Below are 23,724 nucleotides of genomic sequence, written 5' to 3'. Positions count from 1 at the left end.
CGGCTGGATTCCCCGCATATACGCGCGTTCATGCTTGATACCGCCACCAACCAACCCGTTTTGCCCCCCGAGATCGCTCGGCGCCGGACATTCGCAATCATCTCACACCCGGATGCGGGCAAGACGACGCTGACTGAAAAGTTCCTGTTGTACGGGGGCGCCATTCAAATGGCAGGTCAGGTGCGCGCCAAGGGTGAGGCAAGACGAACACGCTCAGACTTCATGCAAATGGAGAAGGACCGCGGTATCTCGGTTTCCGCCTCGGCAATGTCGTTTGACTACGACAACTTCCGGTTCAATCTGGTGGATACGCCCGGCCACAGCGATTTCTCGGAAGATACCTATCGCACGCTAACCGCCGTAGATGCTGCCGTAATGGTCATCGACGGCGCAAAAGGTGTGGAAAGCCAGACGCAGAAGCTGTTCGAAGTCTGCCGCCTGCGTGACCTTCCGATCCTGACCTTCTGTAACAAGATGGACCGCGAAAGCCGCGATACGTTCGAGATCATCGACGAAATTCAGGAAATGCTGGCGATCGACGTTACCCCTGCTGCATGGCCAATCGGCGTAGGTCGCGATTTCATCGGCTGCTACGACATGCTGCGCGACCGGCTGGAACTGATGGACCGCGCCGACCGTAACAAAGTGGCTGAAAGCATCGAGATCAACGGGTTGGATGACCCGAAACTGGCGGAACACGTACCCGAGCACCTGCTGGACAAGCTGCTGGAAGAGGTCGAGATGGCACGCGAGCTGTTGCCCAAGCTTGATCCGCAAGCGGTACTTGAAGGGCATATGACTCCGATTTGGTTCGGCTCGGCCATTAACTCGTTTGGCGTGAAAGAACTGATGGAGGGCATCGGTGCCTATGGCCCGCAGCCGCAAATCCAGTCTGCCGAACCGCGTCAGATCGCACCTGACGAAAAGAAAGTCGCCGGATTTGTCTTTAAGGTTCAGGCCAATATGGACCCCAAACACCGCGACCGTGTGGCCTTTGTCCGCATGGCAAGCGGACACTTCAAACGCGGGATGAAGCTGACCCATGTGCGCTCAAAAAAGCCAATGGCGATTTCGAACCCGGTTCTTTTCCTGGCCTCTGACCGGGAACTGGCCGAAGAGGCCTGGGCCGGTGATATCATCGGCATCCCGAACCACGGCCAACTGCGCATCGGTGATACACTGACCGAAGGTGAGGCGATCCGCGTGACCGGCATCCCTTCATTCGCGCCAGAGCTGCTGCAAACCGTGCGGCCGGGCGACCCGATGAAGGCCAAGCATCTGGAAAAGGCCCTGATGCAATTCGCCGAAGAAGGTGCGGCCAAGGTGTTCAAGCCTTCGATTGGCTCCGGCTTTATTGTCGGTGTCGTTGGTGCGCTGCAGTTCGAAGTGCTGGCCAGCCGGATTGAGATGGAATACGGCCTGCCCGTGCGCTTTGAGGCATCGCAGTTCACATCCGCCCGCTGGGTCAGCGGCGATAAGGTCGCGGTCGACAAATTCGTCAACGCCAACAAGCAGCACATCGCCCACGATCACGACGGCGATATCGTTTACCTTACGCGCCTTCAGTGGGACATCGACCGGGTCGTCCGCGACTACCCTGAGCTGAACCTGACGGCCACGAAAGAAATGATGGTGTGATGGCACGGGCAGAAAGTCCGAATGGATGATGATCTGACGTATTCGGGTGGCCTGCCCGCCCTACAAAAAAGGTTCGAAAGGCGACGCGCGCCTTTCGAGTTTTCGGACGAGGTAATCCCGGCGGAAGACGCCGATCTGGCCCCGTTGACGCGCCAGATTGTCCCCGAAAGCGCTACGCGCTCGCAGCCCGGCGAAGCGGATACACCCTGGGCGCGCAAACGCCGACAGATCGCGCAGGAATTCGTCGGGAAATCTGAGTTGGCCTTTCTGAATGCGCAGCTGATTTCGAACCTTCGCAAACGATCCTGGCCCAGTCACGCCCCTGCCCTTTTTTGTCGACTTTGGGCCGAGCAATCGGATCATCTGCTGCACCATCTTGATCTGCGTTGGCAGGTGTCTTCCATTCAAACATTTGCCGATCATGGTACCACGCGAACTCAACGTGAAGTTGGGCACGCGATCCGCATGCTGTTCGGCCTAATGAAGCTGTACGAATTCGAACGTCTTTTCTCTGGTCGCGCGCCGGATCTGCCATACCCGCTAAGGCGCAAGGCAGATGCTGAACTACCGATGGAAATGGATGGTTTCTCGTTCGAGACAGGAGGGCTGGATATCAACATTCTGACACCGGTCTGGACACAGGCACTGACCGACGAGACGATCGCCCCGCTCGCCAACCATCTTTTCAGCGCTTTGAACCGCGATCCCGGCACAGTGTTCCGCCGATTGGCCAAGATGCGTGAGGCGCGCGAAGCGCGTCGGGAAACGCGAAAATGACGACCTGGGGTATCGTCTCAATGGTTCGCGGATCGACCCGCGACATACTCAGGTTCGCGGCCCATCACCTCGATCTGGGTGCGGATTATCTGTACATCTACCTGGACGAACCCAATCGTGAGGCGCACCTGGCCCTCAGGAAACACCCAAAAATCAGAGCGCGGATCTGCGATGATGCCTTTTGGGAGAAACGCAAACGCGACCGCCCGGAACGTCACCAGGTCCGCCAGACGCTACATGCAACATTTGCGTACCGCAACACCGATCTGGACTGGTTGGCCCATATCGACGTGGATGAATTCCTGTGGTCCTCAAATCCGATCCGAGAACAGTTGCAATCCGTTCCTTCGGACACTCCTGCCGTCCGCGTTCGACCGATGGAGGAAATGGCGGGCGGAGAAGATCTGTACAAAGCATACATCCCCAGCGGCCCGGATCGTTCAGCCACGGTACAATCGATCTACCCCAATTACGGCGGCTTTGTTCTTGGCGGGTTCCTTAGCCATGTTCAGGGTAAACTCTTTGCCCGTACGGGCATGGAAAAACTGAACTTTCGAATCCACAACCTGTTTCAGAACAAAGAGCCTTTGCCTTGCAAGTTCGAGCTACCTGCGTTGGAGCTGTGCCATCGCCACGCACCGGATTGGGAGCACTGGCTGGCTCACTATCAATTCCGGATGGAGCGAGGATCTTACCAACCCGGCATGTCCCCCAATGTTGCCCGCGAACTGGGTGGATTGAACAAGAACGAGCTATTCAACTGGATTGAGGCGGAACAAGGTATGGAAGGCCTGCGCGCCTTCTACGATGAAATCAGCGGCGCTGATCCTGATGTGCGGGCGCGGCTGGAAGAGCACGGGCTGATACGGCACAGACCGCTGGATCTGGACGCGAAAATTGCGAAACACTTTCCCGGAAGCTGCTGAATTGTTGCGAAAAACCTGCAACAGGTACTGGCGACGTCAGGTTAAAACCTCTTCATTTGACCCTGCCTCATGATTTTGTTATGTCCGCGCAAAGCCGAAATGTGCCTGACAGCGCATGGCCATCCGGGCCCGGCATTCCATTGACGCGCGGGCCAGGTCTAGTGTCCGCATGAACCGGACATACATGACAAAATTTAACGAACTGAACCTGAACCCAAAGGTCCTCAAAGCCATTGAGGAAGCCGGATACGAATCCCCTACCCCAATCCAGGAAGGCGCGATACCTGCGGCCTTGGAAGGACGCGATGTACTGGGCATTGCTCAGACAGGGACCGGCAAGACTGCAAGTTTCACGCTGCCGATGATCACCTTGCTGGCCCGTGGGCGCGCTCGTGCGCGCATGCCGCGTTCGCTGGTGCTGTGCCCGACGCGGGAGCTGGCCGCGCAGGTGGCTGAGAATTTTGACACGTACGCAAAACACTTGAAACTGACCAAAGCGCTGTTGATTGGCGGCGTCAGCTTCAAAGAGCAGGACGCGTTGATTGACCGGGGCGTTGACGTTCTGATCGCCACACCGGGTCGTCTGCTGGACCATTTCGAGCGCGGCAAGCTGCTGTTGACCGGCGTTCAGATCATGGTTGTAGATGAAGCGGACAGGATGCTCGACATGGGGTTCATCCCCGATATCGAACGCATCTTCTCGCTGACACCGTTCACACGCCAAACCCTGTTCTTCTCGGCCACTATGGCACCAGAGATTGAGCGGATCACAGACACGTTCCTGTCTGCTCCCACGCGGGTCGAGGTTGCGCGCCAAGCTACAGCGTCTGAGACTATCGAACAGGGTGTCGTGTTGTTCAAAGGCGGTCGCCGCGATCGCGAGGCCAGCGCCAAGCGAAAGGTTCTGCGTGCGCTGATCGATGCCGAAGGTGAAAAATGCACCAACGCAATCATCTTCTGCAATCGCAAAACCGATGTAGATATCTGCGCGAAGTCGTTGAAAAAATACGGATATGACGCTGCAGCGATCCACGGTGATCTGGACCAATCACAGCGGATGAAAACTCTTGATGGTTTCCGCGACGGTTCCTTGCGCCTGCTGGTCGCCTCAGATGTGGCCGCGCGCGGCCTTGATGTGCCATCGGTAAGTCATGTGTTCAATTTCGACGTTCCCGGGCACCCTGAAGATTACGTGCACCGCATTGGCCGTACAGGTCGCGCCGGACGCGATGGCAAAGCAATTACAATCTGTTCAGGACGAGATGAAAAAGCCCTGGCCGCAATTGAAAAGCTGATCCAAAAAGAAATTCCCAGGCTCGACAACCCGGTTCAGTCCGAAGAACCCAAAGCCAAAGAAGACGCGCCAAAGCCCGAGCGGAAAGCCAAACCGACTGACGCTAAGAAAAGCGAAACCAGGAAGAGCGACCGCAAGAAGGACAAGGAACCCAAGGGCCGTGGCCGCAGAGACGACAAAGGCCCTGCTGTTGTCGGCATGGGCGATCACATGCCCAGCTTCATCGCCCTCAGCTTTGACGAGCGCCGCGCAGGCTAAATCGTAAGCACCAACGCCAGTATCGAGGCACCAAGCAACGTCATCCCGGCGACTTCCCGCCGGGTGATTTTTTCGCGGAAAAACAAGATCGAGGCGAACAGGCTGAAGATCAGTTCGACCTGGCCCAGTGCTTTGACATAGGCCGCGTTTTGCAGTGTGAAGGCAAAAAACCAGCAGAACGAACCGCTCAGGCTGGTGAGGCCGACAAAGACGCCGGTTCGACGAGTGTCCCAAACCGCGCGCAACTCAGCCCGGTCGCGCCACAACAACCACAATCCCATGCTCAGGAATTGGTACGATACGACCACAGCCAGTGTGATCAGCGCCCGATACCACGCATCAATGTCTCCCAACTCCAAAGACGCACCGCGATAACTGACGGATGAGAAGGCGAACAGAACACCAGAACCCAACCCAAGGCGCGATGCCCGGTTGGTGAGATGTGCCCACCAAACCCCTTCCCCGCCAGGATTTTTTGACAGTAGCAGGACAGCCACCAGTCCCAGAATTATCGCAAACAATGCGCCCGATGACACCTGATCACCCAAGACAAGAAATCCGACGATGGCGGTCTGGATAACCTCGGTCTTCTTGAATGTAATGCCGACGGCGAAATTACGCTGTTTGAACAAGGCCACGACACAAATTGTCGCCAAAATCTGCGTCGTCCCGCCGATCACTGCAAACAGCCAGAATCTTCCGGTCAGGACTGGCAGGCTGTAACCGGTTACTTTCATTGCCACGATCAACGCGAGAACGGCCAAAGGCATGGAATAGGCAAATCGGGCAAAAGTCGCACCGGCAGCCGTAAGTTTCACGGTGCTCAGCGATTTTTGCAGCATGAACCGCACGGTCTGAAATGCCGCGGCGGCGATGGTGACGGGAATCCACAAACTCATGAATTCCCTTGTGTCGGCAAATCAGCCCTTTGGCCAGAGCGGATGCGCCACTGGGTCCTTCGCGCGCCAAAAGTACGAGCGGAAAATCTGGCCATAGGACCGATAGACATAGGCCTCGTTCGTTGACTGATACCGATCTCTTCCATCCCGATAAAGAGCGGGCAATCGGTACCAGGGCGCACCGGGATTCATGTGATGAACGACGTGCAGATTGTTGTTTAAAAACAAGAAAGATAGCAATCCGCGATCTTCGACTATGACGGTGCGCGCACCCGAGTCTTCATGCGCCCTGTGTTCGAGAAACGTCCGGATCTTGACCAAACCCAACCCAATGTAAGCTGACAGAACAAAGGCCCACAGCGGCATTGGCGATTGCGCGACTATCCACAAAACCACTGCGGCTCCGATCAGGTGCAGCCCCCAGGCCAGTAATATGTCTTTGTCTCCGCGTTTAGCGCCGCGCAGCTCATCCCGAAGGAAGGTGTATTGACCAATCGCCGGGCCCAACACAATACGACCAAGCAACGTATTGTTCGCCATCAGTAACCGCTTCTGCCAGCCTTTGAGCGTATTCCAAACCTTGGGGTCCAGATAGTTCGACTCGGGGTCGTCATACGGATCAGTCAGGGTCGAATCCCTGTGATGCGCCAGATGCAGGTCGCGGAACCGGTTATATGGGATGAACAAAGTCAACGGCAGCGCCAGCAATGCCTCGTTCAGCCAACGGGTACGAAAAGGATGTCCATGCAGCGCCTCATGGGTCAGCGATGAGTGCAGCGCCGCGACCAATCCCATTGCGGGAATGGCCAACCAAACCGGGAACATGAAGATCACAGCAAGCCAAGCTGCATAGCACGCAACTATAAGGGCAAAGGTGCCCCACTCGAGACCTGGCCGCTCAGACATTTCGGCCCCATGTGATACCAGCCCAGACACGTTCGTAAATCACGTACATCGTCAGGCCGATGCCCGTGTTCACAATTGCCAGAGTCCCACCAACTGCGGCAGAGCCTGTCGCGATCAAACCAACCAAGGTCATCATGACCAGGCCCATCGCATTCCACACCACAGCTTTCACGACCGATCTTCGTCGTGTTTCCATTCCGTCACCCATATTATTGTTATGCTTTAAGAATTACGGATCACAGGCAGGATTGAAAATTCTGAATATGATTAACAAAACTCATCATACGTGATATTTATCATCACATGCAGGATAAGATCGACAAAAGAGACCGAGCTGCGCAGTTTCGACTACGCCTTGCGCGCGCCATGGAAGAGCAGCACGTCACGCAAAGTGCGCTGGCCCGAAGCATAGGTGTGGATCGGTCAACCGTTTCGCAGCTTTTGACCGGCGAAGGCGCCCGCCTGCCGAACGCGCATGTCGTTGGCAGTTGCGCATCGGCGCTTGGCGTTTCGGCGGATTGGTTGCTGAGCCTGTCGGACCGGCCCGAAAGCGCGGCCGAGCTTTTGGCAAGCTCTCTAAGTATGACAAAAGCGCCGCGCGCGTTGGTCGACGAACGGATTTTCGAATGGCACAAAGAGGCTGCAGGCTACAAGGTTCGCTATGTACCGGCCACTCTGCCTGACATGTTGAAGACCCGAGCTGTGCTGGAATGGGAATACGCCCCGCATCTGGGACGCACAGCAGATCAGGCCATCGGCGCGTCGGCAGACAGGCTGACTTGGATGCGTAGCGCGCAATCGGACTATGAAATCGCCATGCCACTGTATGAGATCGACAGTTTTGCCCGCGCGACGGGCTACTACGAAGGCTTGTGCCCAAAAATCCGGATAGACCAGATCGACCACCTGTTAGACCTGAGTGATCAACTCTATCCCCGTATGCGCATCTATCTTTTCGACGCCAAGCGACTTTATTCTGCACCAGTCACGATTTTCGGCCCGTTGCTGTGCGTATTTTACGCAGGCAGCCACTATATGGCCTTTCGGGACCGCGACAGAATTGAAACTTTTACCCGTCATTTCGATACCTTGGTGCGCGAAGCGGATGTAACGGCACGAGATTTTCCCGAACATCTCAGGCAGCTGCGGTCAACGATTTCCGCCTGATAACGGTCCCATGGATGCGCAAGCCGCCAACCTGTGATATCGTCACTTGGCGCGAACCTTCGAGCGATCCGATCACAGACGGAGGACCATAGGAATGGACGCACTAAAAACCGCTCAATATGCACGGGCGCTTTATACGGCGCATGGAGATCAGGCAGAGGCCGAAGCAGCGCAGAAAATGCGCGAATGCAAGGCAGCCGGGAATATGCAGCAAGCACGTGACTGGCAGGCAGTCCGGCAGAGCATCCGCCAGATTCGCGGCCCCAATCAGGGTTAAACCTTTGGGTCGGGGTTGACCGTATGCCCGTCGACGGCAATCACCTGCCCCGACACCAATCGGGCTGAATCCGATGCGAGGAATACAGCCATATTGGCAATGTCGTGCCCTTCGACAAAGCGGCCCATTGAGGTGCCCGAGGCGTATCCCTCATAGACCTGATCCCGTGTCATGCCTTTGGCATCGGCCTCGCGCTGCAGGACGCCTTCCATCCGCGGGCCTTCAACCGCGCCTGGGCAAATGACATTGCATCGCACCCCGTGTGTGCCTAGCTCCATCGCCAGCGTTTTAGCCAGCCCGATCATCCCCCATTTCGCCGCCGCATAGGGCGCGCGATTGGGATAACCGTATTGTCCCGCAGTCGAAGACGTAATGACCACCGCGCCGCTGCCTTGTCGTTTCAGAATTGGAGACGCGTATTTGGCGCACAAAAAGGCCCCTTCCAGGTTCACCGAAAGACACATGCGCCAATCGCCCAGCTCAACATCTTCGACCGAGGCCGTCGGCCCCGCTATCCCGGCATTTGCGCACAGGGTATCCAACCCGCCCCATTGTGCCTCGATGTCATTGAACAAGGCAGTCACGGCATCCTCATCCGCGACATTCACCTCAGAGCGCTGCCAATGGGCCGGGCACTCTGCAAGGGCTAACGGGTCGACATCGGCCACCCAGACATTTGCACCGGCATTGTCGAAGGCTTCGGCCATGGCGCGACCAACGCCTGACGCGCCGGCCGTGATTAGAACGCGCCCACTCATGCCGGTTTCCGGATCGCTGCACCCGCACCTTCCGGATAGGGCAATCCAGCCTGCGCCTCAGTGATCCGAGCCATGGCGGCTTCGATCTCGGCTGAAGGTACGCTTGGGCGGCGGGTTTCCAGGCTGACATGCAGCAAAAAGCTTTCACCCGTGGCCAACAACTTTTCGCCTTCATACATAGAGTGGAACACGTGCAGTTTCTTGCCCTGCCCCAACAGCATCTGCGTGCGCACTTCGATCTTCGCGCCAGCCTTTACTTCATCGACGTAACGGATGTGGTTTTCAGCGGTAAAATAGCTGCCTCCAGAGGCGATGTAATCCGCATCGCAACCCATGATTTCCATGAAGCGGTCGGTCGCGGCGGCGAAGGCTTCAAGGTACCGGGCCTCGTTCATGTGGCCATTATAATCCGTCCAATCCAACGGCACTGCACGCGCCAGTGTCAGGATCGGCTGGCTCAGATCGGCCTGCTCCATCGTTGGCAAAGCACCCGGTTTCAACGCGGCGTCATGTTGGTTCAGAACAGCACCGGCCCCATAGTTCTGCGCCTTGAGCGCCCGCATCATGCCAACAAGGTTATTGTCGCGGATACGCTCCAGTTCGCGGATCGAGTGCATTCCGGATTGTGCGTCCGACTGATCCGCAATCATGTCGACCAATTCGTCGGTAAACTCGGGCACGTCCATCAACTTGGTCCACGGCCATTTTAGTGCCGGACCAAACTGCGCCATGAAATGCCGCATCCCGGCCTCACCGCCGGCGACGCGATAGGTCTCGAACAGACCCATCTGCGCCCAGCGGATACCAAAGCCCATGCGGATCGCTTCGTCGATTTCTTCGGTGGTTGCGATACCGTCTTTGACCAGCCACAGCGCCTCACGCCAAACAGCTTCGAGGAACCGGTCAGCAATATGCGCATCGATTTCTTTTTTGACGTGCAGCGGGAAGAACCCGACCGATTTCAATAACTCTTGCGCATGCACCACCATTTCAGGCGGGTTCTTCTCGGTGGGCACAAGCTCGATCAAAGGCAGCAGGTAGACCGGATTGAACGGGTGCGTCACAAGGATCTGTTCGGGACGCAGCGCCGCTTCCTGCAATTCGGATGGCTTAAACCCGCTGGTCGAAGAGCCGATGATCGCTTCCGCATCACATGCCTCTTGCAAGCCTTTATAGACCTTCAGCTTCAGGTCCAGCCGCTCAGGTACGCTTTCCTGAATCCATGTGGCCCCCTGTACAGCGTCTGCCATCTCATCATGGAAGGTCAGCGTGCCTTCAGCCGGCAATGGCACGTCACTCAGCCCCGGCAGAGACCGCCGTGCATTGTCCAGAACCTCGCCGATCTTACGCTCGGCCTCTGGGTCCGGATCGAACACCCGGACATCCCAGCCGTTAAGCAGAAACCGGGCGGCCCATCCGCCGCCGATCACACCACCACCGATGATAGCTGCTGTTTTTGTCATATCTTTTCCTAGTCGATACAAATCACCAGCTCGCGCCCCGTCTCATCCAGATGCGGAATGCACCCGAACTGCGGCGTGACCGCGCTGCATTGTTTGGTCTCGGACAGGCAAAAGCCGTCACAGTCCGAACCGGTTTCACAGGTCTTGCCCGCATCTGCCAACGGCAGGATGCACACATACTGCTGGGCTTTGCCCGCAACCTCGTAAGTTCCGCCTTTGTCCTCGCAAGCCTGCCGTTGATTCTGGGCTGGATCAGCCTCCGCCTTGTCATCCGTTGGAAGACAAGCCGCTAGAAATCCTGCTCCGACAAGCACCAAACACCGCGACATCACTTTCACAAGTCATTCCTTCAGTTGATGCCCCGGTGTCTTGGCTTTGCGAAACTATACAAGGGAAAGCTTCAACCCTTCGGCGCCCGCTTCACCAGCCCCAGCTTCTCACGCACTTCCTGCGCACCGATCACCCGCGCACCCATGTTGGAAACGATGGTGTTCGCGCGCTCGACCAGTTGCCAGTTTTCCGCCAGAACGCCTTTGTCGAGCCACAGGTTGTCTTCCAACCCGACGCGCACGTTCCCGCCAGCCAGCACCGAAGCCGACGCATAGGCCATCTGGTTTCGTCCCAGCGCGAACGCGCTAAACGTCCAGTCATCCGGGACATTGTTGACCATGGCCATGAAGGTGTTGAGATCATCCGGTGCGCCCCACGGCACGCCCATGCACAACTGAACCAGAGCCGGGCTATCCAGAATGCCGTCCTTCACCAATTGCTTGGCATACCAAAGATGGCCGGTGTCAAAGGCTTCGATCTCGGGCTTCACGCCCAAATGTGTCATCATCCGCCCCATCGCCTGCAACATTCCCGGCGTGTTGGTCATGACATAGTCTGCCTCGGCAAAGTTCATAGTACCGCAGTCCAAGGTACAGATCTCGGGCAGACACTCGGCCACATGCTCGACCCGCGCGGCTGCGCCGATCATGTCGGTACCTTCCTCGTTCAACGGCAAAGGAGATTCTGTCGGGCCAAAGATCATGTCACCGCCCATACCTGCTGTCAGGTTCAGCACCACGTCTACTTCGGCCTCGCGAATGCGGTCGGTTACCTCGCGGTACAGGTCCAACCGGCGGCTGGGCGCGCCGGTTTCGGGGTCGCGTACGTGACAATGCACGATAGCCGCGCCGGCTTTGGCCGCCGCGATCGCACTTTCTGCAATCTGCTTCGGTGAACGTGGTACATGCGGGCTGCGATCCTGCGTTCCGCCCGAGCCGGTGACGGCACAGGTGATGAAGACTTCGCGGTTCATTTCCAGTGGCATGGTGTTTTCCCCAACTTATACCCGGTTTTGACCCAAGTTATCCTCAGGCTTCTCCCCGGATTCCGATTTGCGTTACCCGCAACTCTGACGCAGCCTTGTGGAAACAACTTGCCAGAATGCGAATCGAACTTGATGAAATCCGCAAAAAACATATTGCAGCCCGAACATCGCGCCCTGAAAACGGCCGTACTGGTTCTGGATGAATGCAACACGCTCAGCTTTGCCTCGGCCGTTGATCCGATGCGCGCCGCCAACCGTCTGGCAGACCGCCCGGCCTTTGACTGGGATTATGTGACGGCCACTTCCGAACCAGCGATGCTGACCAGCGCCTTGAATGTTCCGGGTATTCCACTGGCACGACTACAGAGCTGCGACCTGATGATCGTCGTTGCCGGGTTCCAGCTTGCCCGCCACGCCACACCCAGCCTGCTGGCAGGTCTACGCCGGATTGCAGCCACCGGAGCCACTATGGCCGGCATCGACGGTGGCCCGTGGCTGCTGGCAGAAGCCGGCCTTCTTAACGGTCACTCGGCTACGACACACTGGGAAGATCTGGAAAATTTCGCGAACCGCTTCCCCGAAGTTGATGTTCGCCCTGACCGGTTCACCGTGTCAGACAACCGCCTCACATCTGGCGGCGCGATCCCGGCAGTCGAGATGATGCTGCACATCATCGCCGCGCGCCACGGCGCAGGTTTTGCCGCTCGTGTGTCCGGCCTGTTCCTTTACGAAGGTGCGCCCGAACCCTCGAAACCGCAAAGCCGTACAGGCGCGCCGCACCGCCACACGGCGCTGACAGCAAAGGCAAACTCGCTAATGGAAAGGTCACTGGAGGACCCTCTGCCCTTGGCCGACATTGCCGATACCTTGGGCACAAGCCCCCGTACCCTGCAGCAACAGTTCCGCCTGCGCCTGAATACGACGCCACAGGACCACTATCTGCAACTGCGCCTGGCCGAAGCCCGCCGTCTGGTCACCGACACTGACATGCCCCTGATGGACGTAGCACTCGCTACGGGATTTGCCTCACAATCCAGCTTTGCCCGTGCCTTCCGCACCGCCCATGGTCAGTCGGCGAGAGACCTACGTCAGGACAGAATCCAGCCCACACATCACTGACCGCCCCCATTCATCTGGCTACCCCCCAGGGGGCACGCAAAGCGGGTCGGGCGCAGAACCCCTAGAAGGGCATCGGATGCGCGCGATGCGCCGTGCTGATGTCCTTAAGGACGTCATCCCCCAATTGCAGGTCCTTGCCGTCCAGAATATGCGCCAGCTGCGAAACTGTGGTCGCGCCAAAAATGGCGGACATCATGAACGGCCGCGTCCGACACCACGCCAGCGCCATATGCACCGGGTCCAGTCCGTGCCGCTGCGCGATTTCCAGGTAGGCATCCACGGCCCCAAACACACGTTCGTATTTGCGCCCGCCCATGGTCGGAACCAGATCCATGCGCGAACCCTTGGGAACCGCTCCGTCCTGATACTTGCCGGTCAGAAACCCCGCCCCCAGCGGAGAAAATGCCATCAAGCCGACGTCTTCGTGCACGCTTAACTCGGCCATGTCGGTGTCGAAATGGCGGCAAAGCAGCGAATACTCATTTTGAACCGAAACGACCCGCGGCGCGCCAGTCTCCTCGGCCAATCGAAGCCATTGCGCGGTGCCCCATGCGCTTTCATTCGACAGGCCGAATGCCCGGATATTGCCCTTGTCGACCTGCTTTTGCAGGGCTTCAAGGCATTCCTGCATATTTCTCAACACTTCGTCGGTGTTGTGACCGGTAGGCGCATATTCCCAGTTCTGCCGAAACATGTAGCTGCCGCGATTGGGCCAGTGAAATTGATACAGATCTATGCAATCCGTTTGCAACCGACGCAGAGATCCCTCGATCGCCTCGGGGATCGTTCGTGCGGAGATCGGTGCCCCGTCACGGGCATGGGTAAAGCCAGCACCCGAATGCTTGGTCGCCAGAACGTACTCCCCTCGCCGAGCAGGGTTTGCCGCGATCCAATTGCCCAGAATTTCCTCAGTCCGACCCACGGTTTCTTTAGAGATCGGGTTCACCGGGTACATCTCAGCCGCGTCAATAAAATTGAGCCCGGCTTCCAGTGCCATGTCGATCTGCGTATGCGCATCCGCCTCAGAGGTCTGCGTGCCGAATGTCATGGTGCCAAGGCACAAATCCGTCACTTCAATACCAGTGCGCCCCAATGGGTTCTTTTTCATCTCAAATTCCTTCCGCTCGCAACGCTGCGCACCCTAAAGCAGGGAATTGCCAGAGCAAGGGCGAACGCGTTCAATTCAAGTGCAACAGGTATACAGTTTTGCGCCGGTCCAATCCCAAGAGTGGAGAAATGTCAGCAGTATCCCACGGCACTGTATGCCACCATAAAACGGGTATTCTAGCAGTTGTTTTCGAAGGGAAAGACATTTCCAATGGCCGGTTTGCGGAAGAAGCCGTTGGATTGGATCGCCTGCTTGATTTTGCTTTCTCAGATTGGAAGGCCAGCTTTTAGCCATCCATCCCGCCATTGCTCCGAGCATTCGGGAACGCTGAATATGGGGAGTTTCGTTTGTTCTTTAATGTCGAGATCTGGACGAAGTTCCTTCAGTTCAGATACCGCAGCCGTTGCTGACTCAAGGTCTCCGTTTTGAGCCAAGGATGCGATGAGCATGAGATGCGTAATCACGAATTTCGCCCTAATGGCCAAGGCGTTTCGATTGGCCTCTACAGCTTCGGCGTAACGCCCAAGTTGGAAAAATGCGGAGGCTTGCCCGACATAGGCTGCGTGCCGCATCGGATCTTTTGGGCTTAAATTGATCGAGTGTGTCGCGTGTTCCAGGGCTTCTTCGGGTCTGTCGAGAAAATTCAGGTTTATGCCAGCGAGCATGTGAACAGTCGCAGCATTTGGATTTTCGGCTAGTGCTTGTTTAAAAACTGCGCGAGCTCGCGGCAAGTCTTGTGCAAGCATAGAGATCGAGTGTGCGGCGTAAGCCAACGCAATTCCATCCGCTCGATCACTTAACAATACACGTTCTGCTGCGGCTACGGCGGCCTTCGGCCCTTCGTCAATCGGTTTCAGCCCCTGCACCATCCTTTGGATATGCAGCCACGCAAGCAATCCAGCTGCCGACGAATAATCAGGATCGCGCTCCAACGCCAGACGTGTAAGGCGAATGGCCTCACGGTTGTCTTGGTCGGTCAGCAGGTGAAAATGTGACTGAGCCTGGAGGTAAAGTTCATACGCGTCGAGGTTTTCTGTCGGTTTAGCCCGAGCGCGAACCGTCTCGGCATGGCGAACGGACGGTTCGATTGCCGTGACAACGTCCTGTGTGACCTGATCTTGAAGGTCAAAAACATCGTCCAGCATCCCATCGAAACGATCGGCCCAAATATGGCTGCCATTCTCTGCATCAATTAACTGTCCTGTTATCCGCAGACGCTGGCCTGCGCGCCTCACAGACCCTTCAAGCACATATCGCACGCCGAGCGCCTGCCCAACTTCGCGAATGTCAGTGCTCTTTCCTTTGAATGTAAAAGACGAGTTTCGCGCCACGACCATCAACCAACGAAACCGAGACAACTCTGTTATGATGTCCTCGGTAATTCCATCGGCGAAAAACTCTTGTTCAGTGTCGCCCGACATATTGTCAAACGGCAGCACAGCAATACCGGGTTTCTCCGATTTGACAGTTGGACTTGTAGCCGCCGAACCGACAGGCCACTGCCACACGCCAACGGGGCGGGCAATGTTCTTCAGTTCGGCGTGCTGGCCGCCAGAGAACGAGGCGGCAGCATTCCTGTCTAGGCTGTTATGTGCGGTGTCTGAAATCAATATTTGCCCGGGTTCCGCTAATGCCTCGAGACGGGCAGCTATGTTGATACCGTCACCGAATATGTCATCGCCTTCCGAAACGACTTCCCCGGTATGTATGCCGATGCGGATTTGGATTTCCTGCGGTCGCTCAGCAACCTGAACAGCAATCGCGCATTCTGTCGCGGCTGATGCGGAGCGAAACTCAACAATCCATCCGTCGCCCATGCTTTTGATCAGTCGTCCATCATGGGCTGCCAAAGCGGGTATTAGATGATCCTCACGGAAAGCCTTGAGCGCTTTGAGTGTGCCGTCCCTATCCTGATCCATCAACGCCGAGTATCCGGCGACATCAGCCGCCAGCACCGCAGCAAGCCTCTTTTCCATGTTTCTCTCCCCGCTTGTTGGAAACTAGCTTGTAGAGAGAGCAATGTCAGCCCGGTAGTCAGAGCAAAGAGGTCCCATCCAGAAAGCGCGACCGTTTTGGGCTCAAAACGGTCATTGAGCCCTTCCCAGTCATACACTCGTGCGCAATTGATCAGTGTGACGTCGGTCGGCGAATTGTGCCTCAGGCCTCGGCCTTTTTTTCCCAGCGTCCGGATTCCTCCGACCAGTATTGGGCGGAACATCCCGCGCCCGTCAGAGCTTTCCACTGTCCCCGTGCCTGCTGAACGGCGTGGCTATCATTACCGTCAAACAAGATGCAGACACGGTCCAGCTTCTTGATCTCATCAGGGTCGACCGGCGCGCCGTCCACCGCCATGACACAGGACGGGTCATTGGCGGCCTGCGCCTCGGTCGTCAGCAGGATCGGCTGCGCAGCATCGTGCGGGCCGCCTGCCCGACCATGTGGCAGGAATCCTTCTTCGGGTCCCAACCACAATTTTTCGTCAAGCCAGTCCAACCGTGCGGGATCAGTGCCCCGCACGGCGATCTTCCACCCGGCCTGCCGCGCCTTGTCCAGCAGCACCGGCAAGGTGTGCTCAAGCGGCTGGCGGGTCAGGTGATAGAAATAGACGGCACCCATCAGCTTACTCGAAATTGTCCTGCACAAAACGGCTGAGCGCGCGAACGCCCCAGCCAGTCGCGCCTTTGGGGGCGTAGGACGTCTCGGATGAGACCGAAGCCACACCGGCGATATCCAGGTGAATCCACGGCGTGTCTTCTTTGACAAAACGTTGCAGGAACTGGGCAGCAGTGATCGAGCCAGCCGGGCGTCCACCGACGTTCTTCATGTCAGCAATCCGCGACTTGAGTTGTTTGTCGTAAGCCTCGCCCAAAGGCATCCGCCACGCACCTTCATCCTCGGCGCCTGCCGCTTTCAGGAATGCATTGCAGAATGTGTCATTGTTCGAGAAGACACCGGCATTCTCATGACCCAGCCCGATTATGATCGCACCTGTCAGGGTGGCCAGATCGACCATTCCCACCGGCTGAAAACGCTCCTGCGCGTACCACATCACGTCGCACAGAACCAAGCGACCCTCGGCATCGGTGTTGATGATCTCGACCGTGTCGCCCTTCATGGACTTAACAACGTCGCCTGGCCGGGTTGCATTGCCCGAAGGCATGTTTTCAACCAGACCGACCAGACCGACAACGTTGGCCTTGGCCTTACGTTTGGCCAATGCGCGCATGGTGCCGGCAACGACGCCCGCTCCGCCCATGTCCATGGTCATGTCTTCCATACCGCCCGCCGGTTTCAGCGAGATGCCACCGGTGTCGAACACGACACCTTTGCCGACCAGAGCCAGCGGCGCGTCATCCTTGTCGCCGCCGTTCCACTGCATCACCACAACCTTTGACGGGCTGACAGACCCCTGCCCGACACTCAGCAAAGTGCGCATGCCCAACTCGGCCAGCTTGTCCTCTTCCAGCACTTCGACCTCAAGGCCCAGTGCTTTCATCTCGTCCAGACGATCAGCGAATTCGGTGGTGGTCAGGACGTTAGCAGGTTCGTTGGTCAGATCGCGGGTCATCCGCACGCCGTCAGCTACGGCGTAGAGCGGCTCAAACGCGGCCCCGACCTCATCGGCCTTCTGGTGGCTTATGGTAACCGAACCGGCCTTGTCAGATTCCTTGGTTTTGTGCGCGTCAAAGTCATAGCTACGCAGCGCGATGCCCATAGCCAAATCCTCGGCCTTGACCTGATTGCCGGCCATCACCAGCAGATCCTTGCTGCCCGCAAGTTTTGCCAGCGCGGCACCGGCCTTTCGCGCTTCGGCTGGTTCCGGACGGCGTGGCAGAACCAGAACGTCCAGCGCCTCGGCCGTCATGCCGCCGGGCCATGCCATCGAGATCACGTCACCGGATTTTACCTTTTCGAAACGCTCGCTTTCGACAAGCCGCGCAACGGCGCCGCGGGTCAGACGGTTTGCACGCCGCGCAGCAGGATTCATCTTGCCGTCGGACGGTATGATAATGGCCACACGCCCTTCGGCTTGCGCCATCGCATCCATATCGGGGGCCTGGAAAAGGATCGGTACAAGACTGCTCATTGCAAACTCCTCAAAATCAGTTCACCAAGACCTAGCCCGCGCCGCGCGGCTTGACCAGATAGCAGTTTTCCCCGGCTCGCAATTGCATTACAGTCCCGGAAAAAATCCGACAGGCTCGGGGGAGAAGGTTTTGGCAAGACAGAGCGGGCATAGGCCGTCGCGCACTAATGCGTGCAGCGGTGATTCTGGTCTGCACCTGGCCACGGGCTGCCAGAGCGCATTTTCGGCAGGAGGTCCTACGTGATCCTTGACCGCTACTTCGCCCGCCGATTTATTCAAAGCTTTCTGGTCATCGGCAGCATATTTCTGGCGCTGATGATTCTGATCGACCTGATCGAACAGGTGCGCCGATTTGACGAAGCCAATCTGTCCTTTGGTCAGCTTCTACAATTAACCCTTTTGAACACACCTGCCGCGATCAGCGAAATGCTGCCGTTGCTCGTTATCCTATCCACGATCGCGTTATTTATCGGGCTGGCCCGTAGCTCGGAACTGGTCGTCACCCGCGCCACTGGCCGATCTGGCATCCGCGCGCTGTTAGCTCCTGTGGTGATCGCAGTGATCATTGGCGCTATGGCCGTTGGAATGCTGAATCCCATCGCGGCTGCAACATCGGAAGAATATAAACGGCTTGCTGAGTCCTACAAAAACAATGGCGGTTCAACACTGTCGATCAGCGCCGAGGGTTTGTGGCTGCGGCAGGGTTCAGCCAACGGTCAATCGGTGATTCACGCCAAGGACACATCGAACGGGGACACGTTTACCCTTAATCAGGTGACGATCATTACCTTCGCTCCAGATGGCACTCCGACCCAGCAGATCGTGGCAGATCGGGCTGACCTGGAAAACGGAACATGGATCCTGACCAATGCAAAGATCTGGTCGCTGGAAGGTGGCGTGAATCCTGAAACCCACGCCACCGAACATGAGCGGCTTGAGGTTCCGACCTCGCTCACCCGCCAACGGATCTTAGACACACTTGGCGAACAGGACTCCGTTTCGGTGTACGATTTGCCGGAACTAATCCGCGACCTGCGTGAGGCCGGATTTTCCACCAAGCAATACGAGGTCTGGCTACAGGTACAGCTCGCCCGGCCCCTGTTCTTGATGTCGATGGTTCTGATAGGCGCGGCATTCACCATGCGCCACGTCCGATTTGGCGGCACCGGGATCGCGGTTCTGACCGCCGTTCTGCTGGGCTTCGGTATCTACTTCATTCGCAACTTTGCCCAAATTCTAGGGGAAAACGGTCAATTGCCTATCTTAGTCGCGGCCTGGGCTCCGCCCTTTGCAGCCATTCTACTGTCCCTCGGCCTTTTACTCCATGCGGAGGACGGCTGATGCGGCTTATTACCAGTTTGCTGCTGTCCGGTGCCGTCGCGCTGGTGATGCCCGCAGGCGCAATCGCGCAATCCCAGACCAACGCGGATGCGGCGCAGGGTACCGCGCAAGAAGATGAGCCCGCCCTGCTGGTAGCCGACCGAATTTTTATCACGCCCGAGCGTAACTTGGTAGCTGAAGGCAATGTCGAAGCCTTCCAGGGCGACATCAAGGTAACGGCTACGCGCATCACATATGATCGCGAAACAGGCAATCTGTCGCTGGAAGGCCCAGTGCGCATTGATCAGGGCGGCGCGACCACGATGCTGGCCGATTCTGCCGAGCTGGATGACGGGATCATGAACGGTCTTCTGATCGGAGCCCGCATGGTGTTCGATCAGCAGGTTCAGATCGCCTCGGTCCAAGCCGCACGCGCCGGGGGGCGTTACACACAGTTCAGCAAGGTCTCGGCCACGTCCTGCCACGTCTGCGCCAATGGGAAACCGCCGCTGTGGCAAATCCGCGCCCGCAAAGTGACACATGACCAATTGGAGCGTCAGCTGTATTTCGAAGGGGCACAGTTCCGAATACTGGATTTTCCAGTCTTCTACTTCCCCTATCTGCGCCTACCCGACCCGACTCTGGATCGCGCGACTGGTTTCCTTGTGCCATCTATTCGCACCACGTCGCAGTTGGGAACTGGCGTGCAGGTGCCGTATTTCTTTAAGCTTGGCGACCACAGGGACCTGACGCTTACCCCTTATATTTCCGGGAAAACAAGAACACTTGGTTATCGCTATCGCCAGGCGTTCAAGCGTGGACGGATCGAGTTGAACGGCGCTTTCACTCGCGACGACCTGCAAGAGAATGAGGATCGGGGATACCTTTTTGCTAACGGTTTCTTCAACCTGAACAACGACTTCCGCCTTCTGTTTGATCTGAAGACGACGTCAGACAACGCCTATCTCGCCGACTATGGCCTGCCCGACTTTGACCGGCTGCGCAGCGAAATCGCACTTGAGCGGATCAAACGCGATACCGCCTTCCGCACCAGTTTCATCCATTACAAATCCCTGCGTGACAGCGAAAATGAGGAAGTGATCCCATCGCGGATTTTCGACCTGTATTTCCAGAAACGCTATTTTCCCTCTTCTATCGGCGGTGAAGTGCGGCTGGGCTTTGTGGCCCACAATCACACCCGCACCAGTGATCAGGATGTCGTTGGCCGCGACGTCGCGCGCGCAACATTCGATGCGGACTGGATGCGCAGCTGGATTTTCGCGTCCGGTCTAAGGGCCGATGCCCGGTTCGGGACATCGGTCGATATCTTCGACATCCGGGATGACAGCCAGTACCCCGACCGGGTGACACGCGCAGCCCCGCGCGCCGCGCTCACGCTGCGATATCCGATGACTCGCCGGGAGAAATCCGGCGCCACGCAAGTGCTAGAGCCCATTGCGCAAATCGGTTGGACGAATGTGACCGACCAGGACGTACCCAATGACGAAAGCACCTTTCAGGAATTCGATCAGGGCAACCTGTTGGCCTTGTCCCGTTTCCCGGCCCCGGATCGCCGCGAAGACGGCGCGACTGCGGTATTCGGGGTCAATTGGGCGCGCTATGGCGCAAATGGCTGGCGTGCGCTTGCTACCGTCGGTCAGGTCTTCCGCTCGACCGCTGACCCCAACTTCAACCTGACGTCAGGCCTTCAGGGCACCGCGTCTGATGTCTTGCTGGCCGGTCAATTGCAAACCGCAAATGGCTGGTCCCTGGCAGGGCGTGGCCTTCTGAATGGGGATTTCAGCTTTGCCAAAGCCGAAGTTCGCGCGGGCTGGAACAAGCCGATTGTCGGCATTAACGGCAGCTATGTCTGGCAAGAGCCGGATCCGGCGGAGAACGTGGATGATGAGATCTCCGAAATCCGGATGGATGGACGCTACCTTGTTGACCAGAATTGGCTGACGCAGGCTTATGCGCGCTATGACCTCAGCGAATCCGAACCAATCCGTTATGGGCTGGGCGTCACGTACCAGAATGAGTGTGTAAAGGTTAACATGACCGTCAGCAGGCGATTTACCTCATCATCAAGTATTGAGCCTTCGACAGAATTCGGGTTTACCGTAGCCCTGACAGGTTACTCCGTCGAGGGTGGCGGCCAACAGTACAAGAGAAGATGCAGTTGATTTCAGGTTTCTCGCGATTCATTCGTTCCGGTTGGCTAAAACCGGTTGCACCGGCACTGGCTGCTGCCTTGCTGTCGCTGTCCACTGGTCAAAGCCAGGCCCAGAGCCTGTTTTCCCCTGCTATCAAGGTTAACCAGGACATCGTCACCTGGTACGAACTTGACCAACGCCAACAATTCCTGACCGTTCTAGGTGCCCCCGGCGCGTCCGAGGACGAAGTTCGCGAAGCGCTGATCGAGGAAAGGCTGCGCAAACAGGCCATGCGCGACGCGGGAATCGAAGTCGCGCCCGAAGACATTCAGGTAGGCATTGATGAATTCGCCGCCCGTGGCCGTCTTTCGACGGAAGAGTTCCTGCAATTGCTGGGCGACTCGGGTGTATCCCCCGAAACGGTCCGGGATTTCGTCGCGGATCAGTTGTCGTGGCGGGATTTCGTCAGTGCGCGCTTTCTATCACAAGCCAGACCCAGCGAAGACGAGATCAACCGGGCCATGGGGCAAGCCGGAAGCGGTGGCCTCCAGGTTCTGATGTCAGAGATCATTATTCCAGTCACACCTCAGACTTTGGCCCAAGCCGAATTGCTGGCTGAAGAGATTGCGCAGCTTGAAGGTTTCGATGCGTTTTCTTCGGCCGCAACGCAATATTCGGCAGCGGGTACGCGTAATGATGGCGGAAGACTGGAATGGCTGAACCTGACCGACCTGCCCCCTGCCCTGCAGCCCGTGATTCTCGGTCTCAAAACCGGAGACATCACGCAACCCTTGTCGCTGCCCAATGCCATCGCTCTGTTCCAAATGCGTGGGTTACGTGAAGTAAGCAGCAGTGCACCGCGTTATTCCAAGATCGACTATGCAGTCTACAACATGGCTGGCGGGCGCAGTGCCGAAACCCTTGCCCGCGCCGCCCAACTGCGCGAACAGATTGATAACTGCGACGACCTCTACGGCATCGCCAAGGGCCAACCCGCAGGCGTTTTGCAGCGTATCGACGCCAGCCCGTCCGAGATCCCGCGTGACGTGGCACTTGAACTGTCCAAGCTGGACCTGAACGAAGTTTCGACGACCCTGACGGGGAACAACGGCCAGACACTCAAGTTCCTGATGCTGTGCACACGAACTCTGGACCGCGGCGAGGACACCACACGCGTGGATGTGGCCAACGCCCTTACTCAACAACGTCTGCAGGCATTTGCCGACAGCCTGATCGAACAGCTTCGCGCCGACGCAACGATCGTCGAGCAATGACCGCGCCCATCGCGCTCAGCTGTGGTGATCCTGCTGGGGTAGGCCCAGAAATCGCCGCCAAAGCCTGGTCGGAACTGCGCACGAGCTGTCCGTTTTTTTATATCGGGGATTCGGCGCATCTGCCCGCAGACATCCCCACGCAACGGATCAATAATCCGATACAGGCCAACGACATCTGCGCTGACGCCCTGCCCGTTCTGCAACTGGACTTTCCCGCGACAAATGCACCGGGCCAACCTGATCCCGCCAATGCGCCAAGCGTTATCGACGCCATCGAAACCGGTGTATCACTGGTGCAATCCGGCGCAGCATCTGCACTGTGCACCGCACCGATCCACAAAAAGGCGCTGATCGACGGGGCTGGTTTCGCCTATCCCGGCCATACCGAATTTCTTGCCGCCCTCGCGGGGCGCAAGCGCGTTGTCATGATGCTTGCCAGCGACCAACTGCGCGTAGTCCCTGCAACAATCCACATCCCGCTGTCACGCGTTCCATCAGAGCTCACGCCGGATCTCCTGCGCGATACCATCGCCATTACCGCCGAAGGCCTGCGCCGTCAGTTTGGTATCACCCATCCCCGCATCGCCATTGCCGGCCTGAACCCACATGCGGGCGAAGGTGGCAAGATGGGGCATGAGGAACTGGACTGGATCGCCCCTTTGGTTTCCGAATTGCCAAACGATACCTACACCGCAACTGGCCCACATCCGGCGGACACGATGTTCCACGCCGCCGCCCGGGAAAAGTACGACGCTGCAATAGCCATGTATCACGATCAGGCGCTGATCCCGATCAAGACGCTCGATTTCGACCGCGGCGTCAATGTGACCCTGGGTCTGCCCTTCATTCGCACCTCGCCCGATCATGGCACGGCTTTGGATATCGCCGGACAAGGCATAGCAAACCCCACCAGCCTGATCGAAGCGCTGAAACTGGCCCAACGGATGGCACAAAGCGCTTGATCCTTCGTCTGGCTGAAAATATC

22 protein-coding genes are annotated in these 23,724 nt (G+C 57.5%); 11 read left to right on the top strand and 11 right to left on the bottom strand.

Features of this window, described 5'->3' with window-relative positions; translation table 11 throughout:
• The first annotated feature begins 30 nt into the window (after window positions 1–30).
• From ACR0AK_RS06050 to ACR0AK_RS06035, 4 genes are all read left to right on the top strand, one after another.
• Window positions 31–1,638, top strand: coding sequence for a peptide chain release factor 3 (locus ACR0AK_RS06050; RefSeq protein WP_480792707.1), 1,608 nt, complete (start codon window positions 31–33; stop codon window positions 1,636–1,638).
• A 21-nt stretch (window positions 1,639–1,659) separates the two neighbouring features.
• A complete protein-coding gene (locus tag ACR0AK_RS06045; protein ID WP_480792706.1) occupies window positions 1,660–2,415 on the top strand; it encodes a hypothetical protein in 756 nt (251 codons plus the stop codon).
• The gene (locus ACR0AK_RS06040; protein WP_170556949.1) at window positions 2,412–3,341 is read left to right on the top strand and encodes a glycosyltransferase family 2 protein; all 930 of its coding nucleotides are present in this window, start codon (window positions 2,412–2,414) and stop codon (window positions 3,339–3,341) included. The genes ACR0AK_RS06045 and ACR0AK_RS06040 overlap by 4 nt, the downstream gene beginning before the upstream one ends.
• Window positions 3,342–3,525: 184 nt before the next feature.
• Window positions 3,526–4,893, top strand: coding sequence for a DEAD/DEAH box helicase (locus ACR0AK_RS06035; RefSeq protein WP_170556947.1), 1,368 nt, complete (start codon window positions 3,526–3,528; stop codon window positions 4,891–4,893).
• On the opposite strand, the gene ACR0AK_RS06030 is transcribed toward ACR0AK_RS06035, so the two are convergent.
• The 3 genes from ACR0AK_RS06030 to ACR0AK_RS06020 are packed head-to-tail and all read right to left on the bottom strand — an operon-like array spanning window position 4,890 to window position 6,894.
• Complete coding sequence (locus ACR0AK_RS06030; protein WP_170556945.1) at window positions 4,890–5,792, bottom strand: DMT family transporter; 903 nt, start codon at window positions 5,790–5,792, stop codon at window positions 4,890–4,892. The two genes, ACR0AK_RS06035 and ACR0AK_RS06030, sit on opposite strands and share 4 nt — an antisense overlap.
• A 21-nt stretch (window positions 5,793–5,813) precedes the next feature.
• Complete coding sequence (locus ACR0AK_RS06025; RefSeq protein ID WP_480792705.1) at window positions 5,814–6,698, bottom strand: fatty acid desaturase; 885 nt, start codon at window positions 6,696–6,698, stop codon at window positions 5,814–5,816.
• Window positions 6,691–6,894, bottom strand: a complete 204-nt coding sequence (locus ACR0AK_RS06020; RefSeq protein ID WP_058278218.1) for a DUF2061 domain-containing protein — start codon at window positions 6,892–6,894, stop codon at window positions 6,691–6,693. Before ACR0AK_RS06020 ends, ACR0AK_RS06025 begins: the two co-directional genes overlap by 8 nt.
• Before the next feature lie 107 nt (window positions 6,895–7,001).
• On the opposite strand from ACR0AK_RS06020, the gene ACR0AK_RS06015 reads away from it, so the two are divergent.
• Together ACR0AK_RS06015 and ACR0AK_RS06010 are read left to right on the top strand one after the other, a co-directional pair.
• The gene (locus tag ACR0AK_RS06015) at window positions 7,002–7,865 is read left to right on the top strand and encodes a helix-turn-helix domain-containing protein (RefSeq protein ID WP_480792704.1); all 864 of its coding nucleotides are present in this window, start codon (window positions 7,002–7,004) and stop codon (window positions 7,863–7,865) included.
• Window positions 7,866–7,959: 94 nt separating this feature from the next.
• On the top strand, window positions 7,960–8,142 hold the full coding sequence (locus ACR0AK_RS06010) for a hypothetical protein (protein ID WP_170413914.1): 183 nt from the start codon (window positions 7,960–7,962) through the stop codon (window positions 8,140–8,142).
• Here ACR0AK_RS06010 and ACR0AK_RS06005 read toward each other — a convergent pair.
• The 4 genes from ACR0AK_RS06005 to bcoG form a co-directional block, all read right to left on the bottom strand.
• Complete coding sequence (locus ACR0AK_RS06005) at window positions 8,139–8,900, bottom strand: SDR family oxidoreductase (protein WP_480792703.1); 762 nt, start codon at window positions 8,898–8,900, stop codon at window positions 8,139–8,141. The two genes, ACR0AK_RS06010 and ACR0AK_RS06005, sit on opposite strands and share 4 nt — an antisense overlap.
• Window positions 8,897–10,363, bottom strand: coding sequence for a carnitine 3-dehydrogenase (locus tag ACR0AK_RS06000; protein WP_480792702.1), 1,467 nt, complete (start codon window positions 10,361–10,363; stop codon window positions 8,897–8,899). Before ACR0AK_RS06000 ends, ACR0AK_RS06005 begins: the two co-directional genes overlap by 4 nt.
• A gap of 8 nt (window positions 10,364–10,371) precedes the next feature.
• Window positions 10,372–10,692 carry a hypothetical protein gene (locus ACR0AK_RS05995; RefSeq protein ID WP_480792701.1) on the bottom strand — a complete coding sequence of 107 codons (321 nt, stop codon included), beginning with the start codon at window positions 10,690–10,692 and terminating at the stop codon, window positions 10,372–10,374.
• A gap of 71 nt (window positions 10,693–10,763) precedes the next feature.
• Window positions 10,764–11,678, bottom strand: a complete 915-nt coding sequence (gene bcoG / locus ACR0AK_RS05990) for a 3-dehydrocarnitine:acetyl-CoA trimethylamine transferase BcoG (RefSeq protein WP_155150709.1) — start codon at window positions 11,676–11,678, stop codon at window positions 10,764–10,766.
• 132 nt (window positions 11,679–11,810) lie between these two features.
• On the opposite strand from bcoG, the gene ACR0AK_RS05985 reads away from it, so the two are divergent.
• Window positions 11,811–12,797 (top strand): GlxA family transcriptional regulator, encoded by a 987-nt coding sequence (locus ACR0AK_RS05985; RefSeq protein WP_480792700.1) that lies wholly within the window; start codon window positions 11,811–11,813, stop codon window positions 12,795–12,797.
• A 61-nt stretch (window positions 12,798–12,858) separates the two neighbouring features.
• On the opposite strand, the gene ACR0AK_RS05980 is transcribed toward ACR0AK_RS05985, so the two are convergent.
• The 4 genes from ACR0AK_RS05980 to ACR0AK_RS05965 all read right to left on the bottom strand — a co-directional run bounded on the left by ACR0AK_RS05980 (window position 12,859) and on the right by ACR0AK_RS05965 (window position 17,992).
• Entirely contained in the window at window positions 12,859–13,905 is a 1,047-nt protein-coding gene (locus tag ACR0AK_RS05980) for an aldo/keto reductase (protein ID WP_480792699.1), read from the bottom strand.
• Window positions 13,906–14,171: 266 nt separating this feature from the next.
• Window positions 14,172–15,824 carry an adenylate/guanylate cyclase domain-containing protein gene (locus ACR0AK_RS05975; RefSeq protein ID WP_480793640.1) on the bottom strand — a complete coding sequence of 551 codons (1,653 nt, stop codon included), beginning with the start codon at window positions 15,822–15,824 and terminating at the stop codon, window positions 14,172–14,174.
• Window positions 15,825–16,062: 238 nt separating this feature from the next.
• The gene (locus tag ACR0AK_RS05970) at window positions 16,063–16,521 is read right to left on the bottom strand and encodes a DNA polymerase III subunit chi (protein WP_480792698.1); all 459 of its coding nucleotides are present in this window, start codon (window positions 16,519–16,521) and stop codon (window positions 16,063–16,065) included.
• A 4-nt stretch (window positions 16,522–16,525) separates the two neighbouring features.
• Window positions 16,526–17,992: a leucyl aminopeptidase gene (locus ACR0AK_RS05965; RefSeq protein ID WP_170556925.1), complete on the bottom strand. Its 1,467-nt coding sequence runs from the start codon at window positions 17,990–17,992 to the stop codon at window positions 16,526–16,528.
• Window positions 17,993–18,232: 240 nt separating this feature from the next.
• Here ACR0AK_RS05965 and lptG point away from each other — a divergent pair, with 240 nt between their 5' ends.
• From lptG to pdxA, 4 genes are read left to right on the top strand one after another with little or no spacing between them, the layout of a single operon-like run.
• Window positions 18,233–19,333, top strand: coding sequence for an LPS export ABC transporter permease LptG (gene lptG, locus ACR0AK_RS05960; RefSeq protein WP_170556923.1), 1,101 nt, complete (start codon window positions 18,233–18,235; stop codon window positions 19,331–19,333).
• Complete coding sequence (locus ACR0AK_RS05955) at window positions 19,333–21,495, top strand: LPS-assembly protein LptD (RefSeq protein WP_480792697.1); 2,163 nt, start codon at window positions 19,333–19,335, stop codon at window positions 21,493–21,495. Before lptG ends, ACR0AK_RS05955 begins: the two co-directional genes overlap by 1 nt.
• Window positions 21,486–22,739, top strand: coding sequence for a peptidylprolyl isomerase (locus ACR0AK_RS05950; RefSeq protein ID WP_480792696.1), 1,254 nt, complete (start codon window positions 21,486–21,488; stop codon window positions 22,737–22,739). The genes ACR0AK_RS05955 and ACR0AK_RS05950 overlap by 10 nt, the downstream gene beginning before the upstream one ends.
• On the top strand, window positions 22,736–23,701 hold the full coding sequence (gene pdxA, locus ACR0AK_RS05945; RefSeq protein ID WP_480792695.1) for a 4-hydroxythreonine-4-phosphate dehydrogenase PdxA: 966 nt from the start codon (window positions 22,736–22,738) through the stop codon (window positions 23,699–23,701). Before ACR0AK_RS05950 ends, pdxA begins: the two co-directional genes overlap by 4 nt.
• The last annotated feature ends 23 nt before the right edge of the window (window positions 23,702–23,724 follow it).

Source organism: Ruegeria sp. BI12, assembly GCF_056537985.1.
The sequence above is the reverse complement of the archived record's forward strand: the minus strand, read 5'-3'. Positions and strand labels throughout refer to the sequence as shown.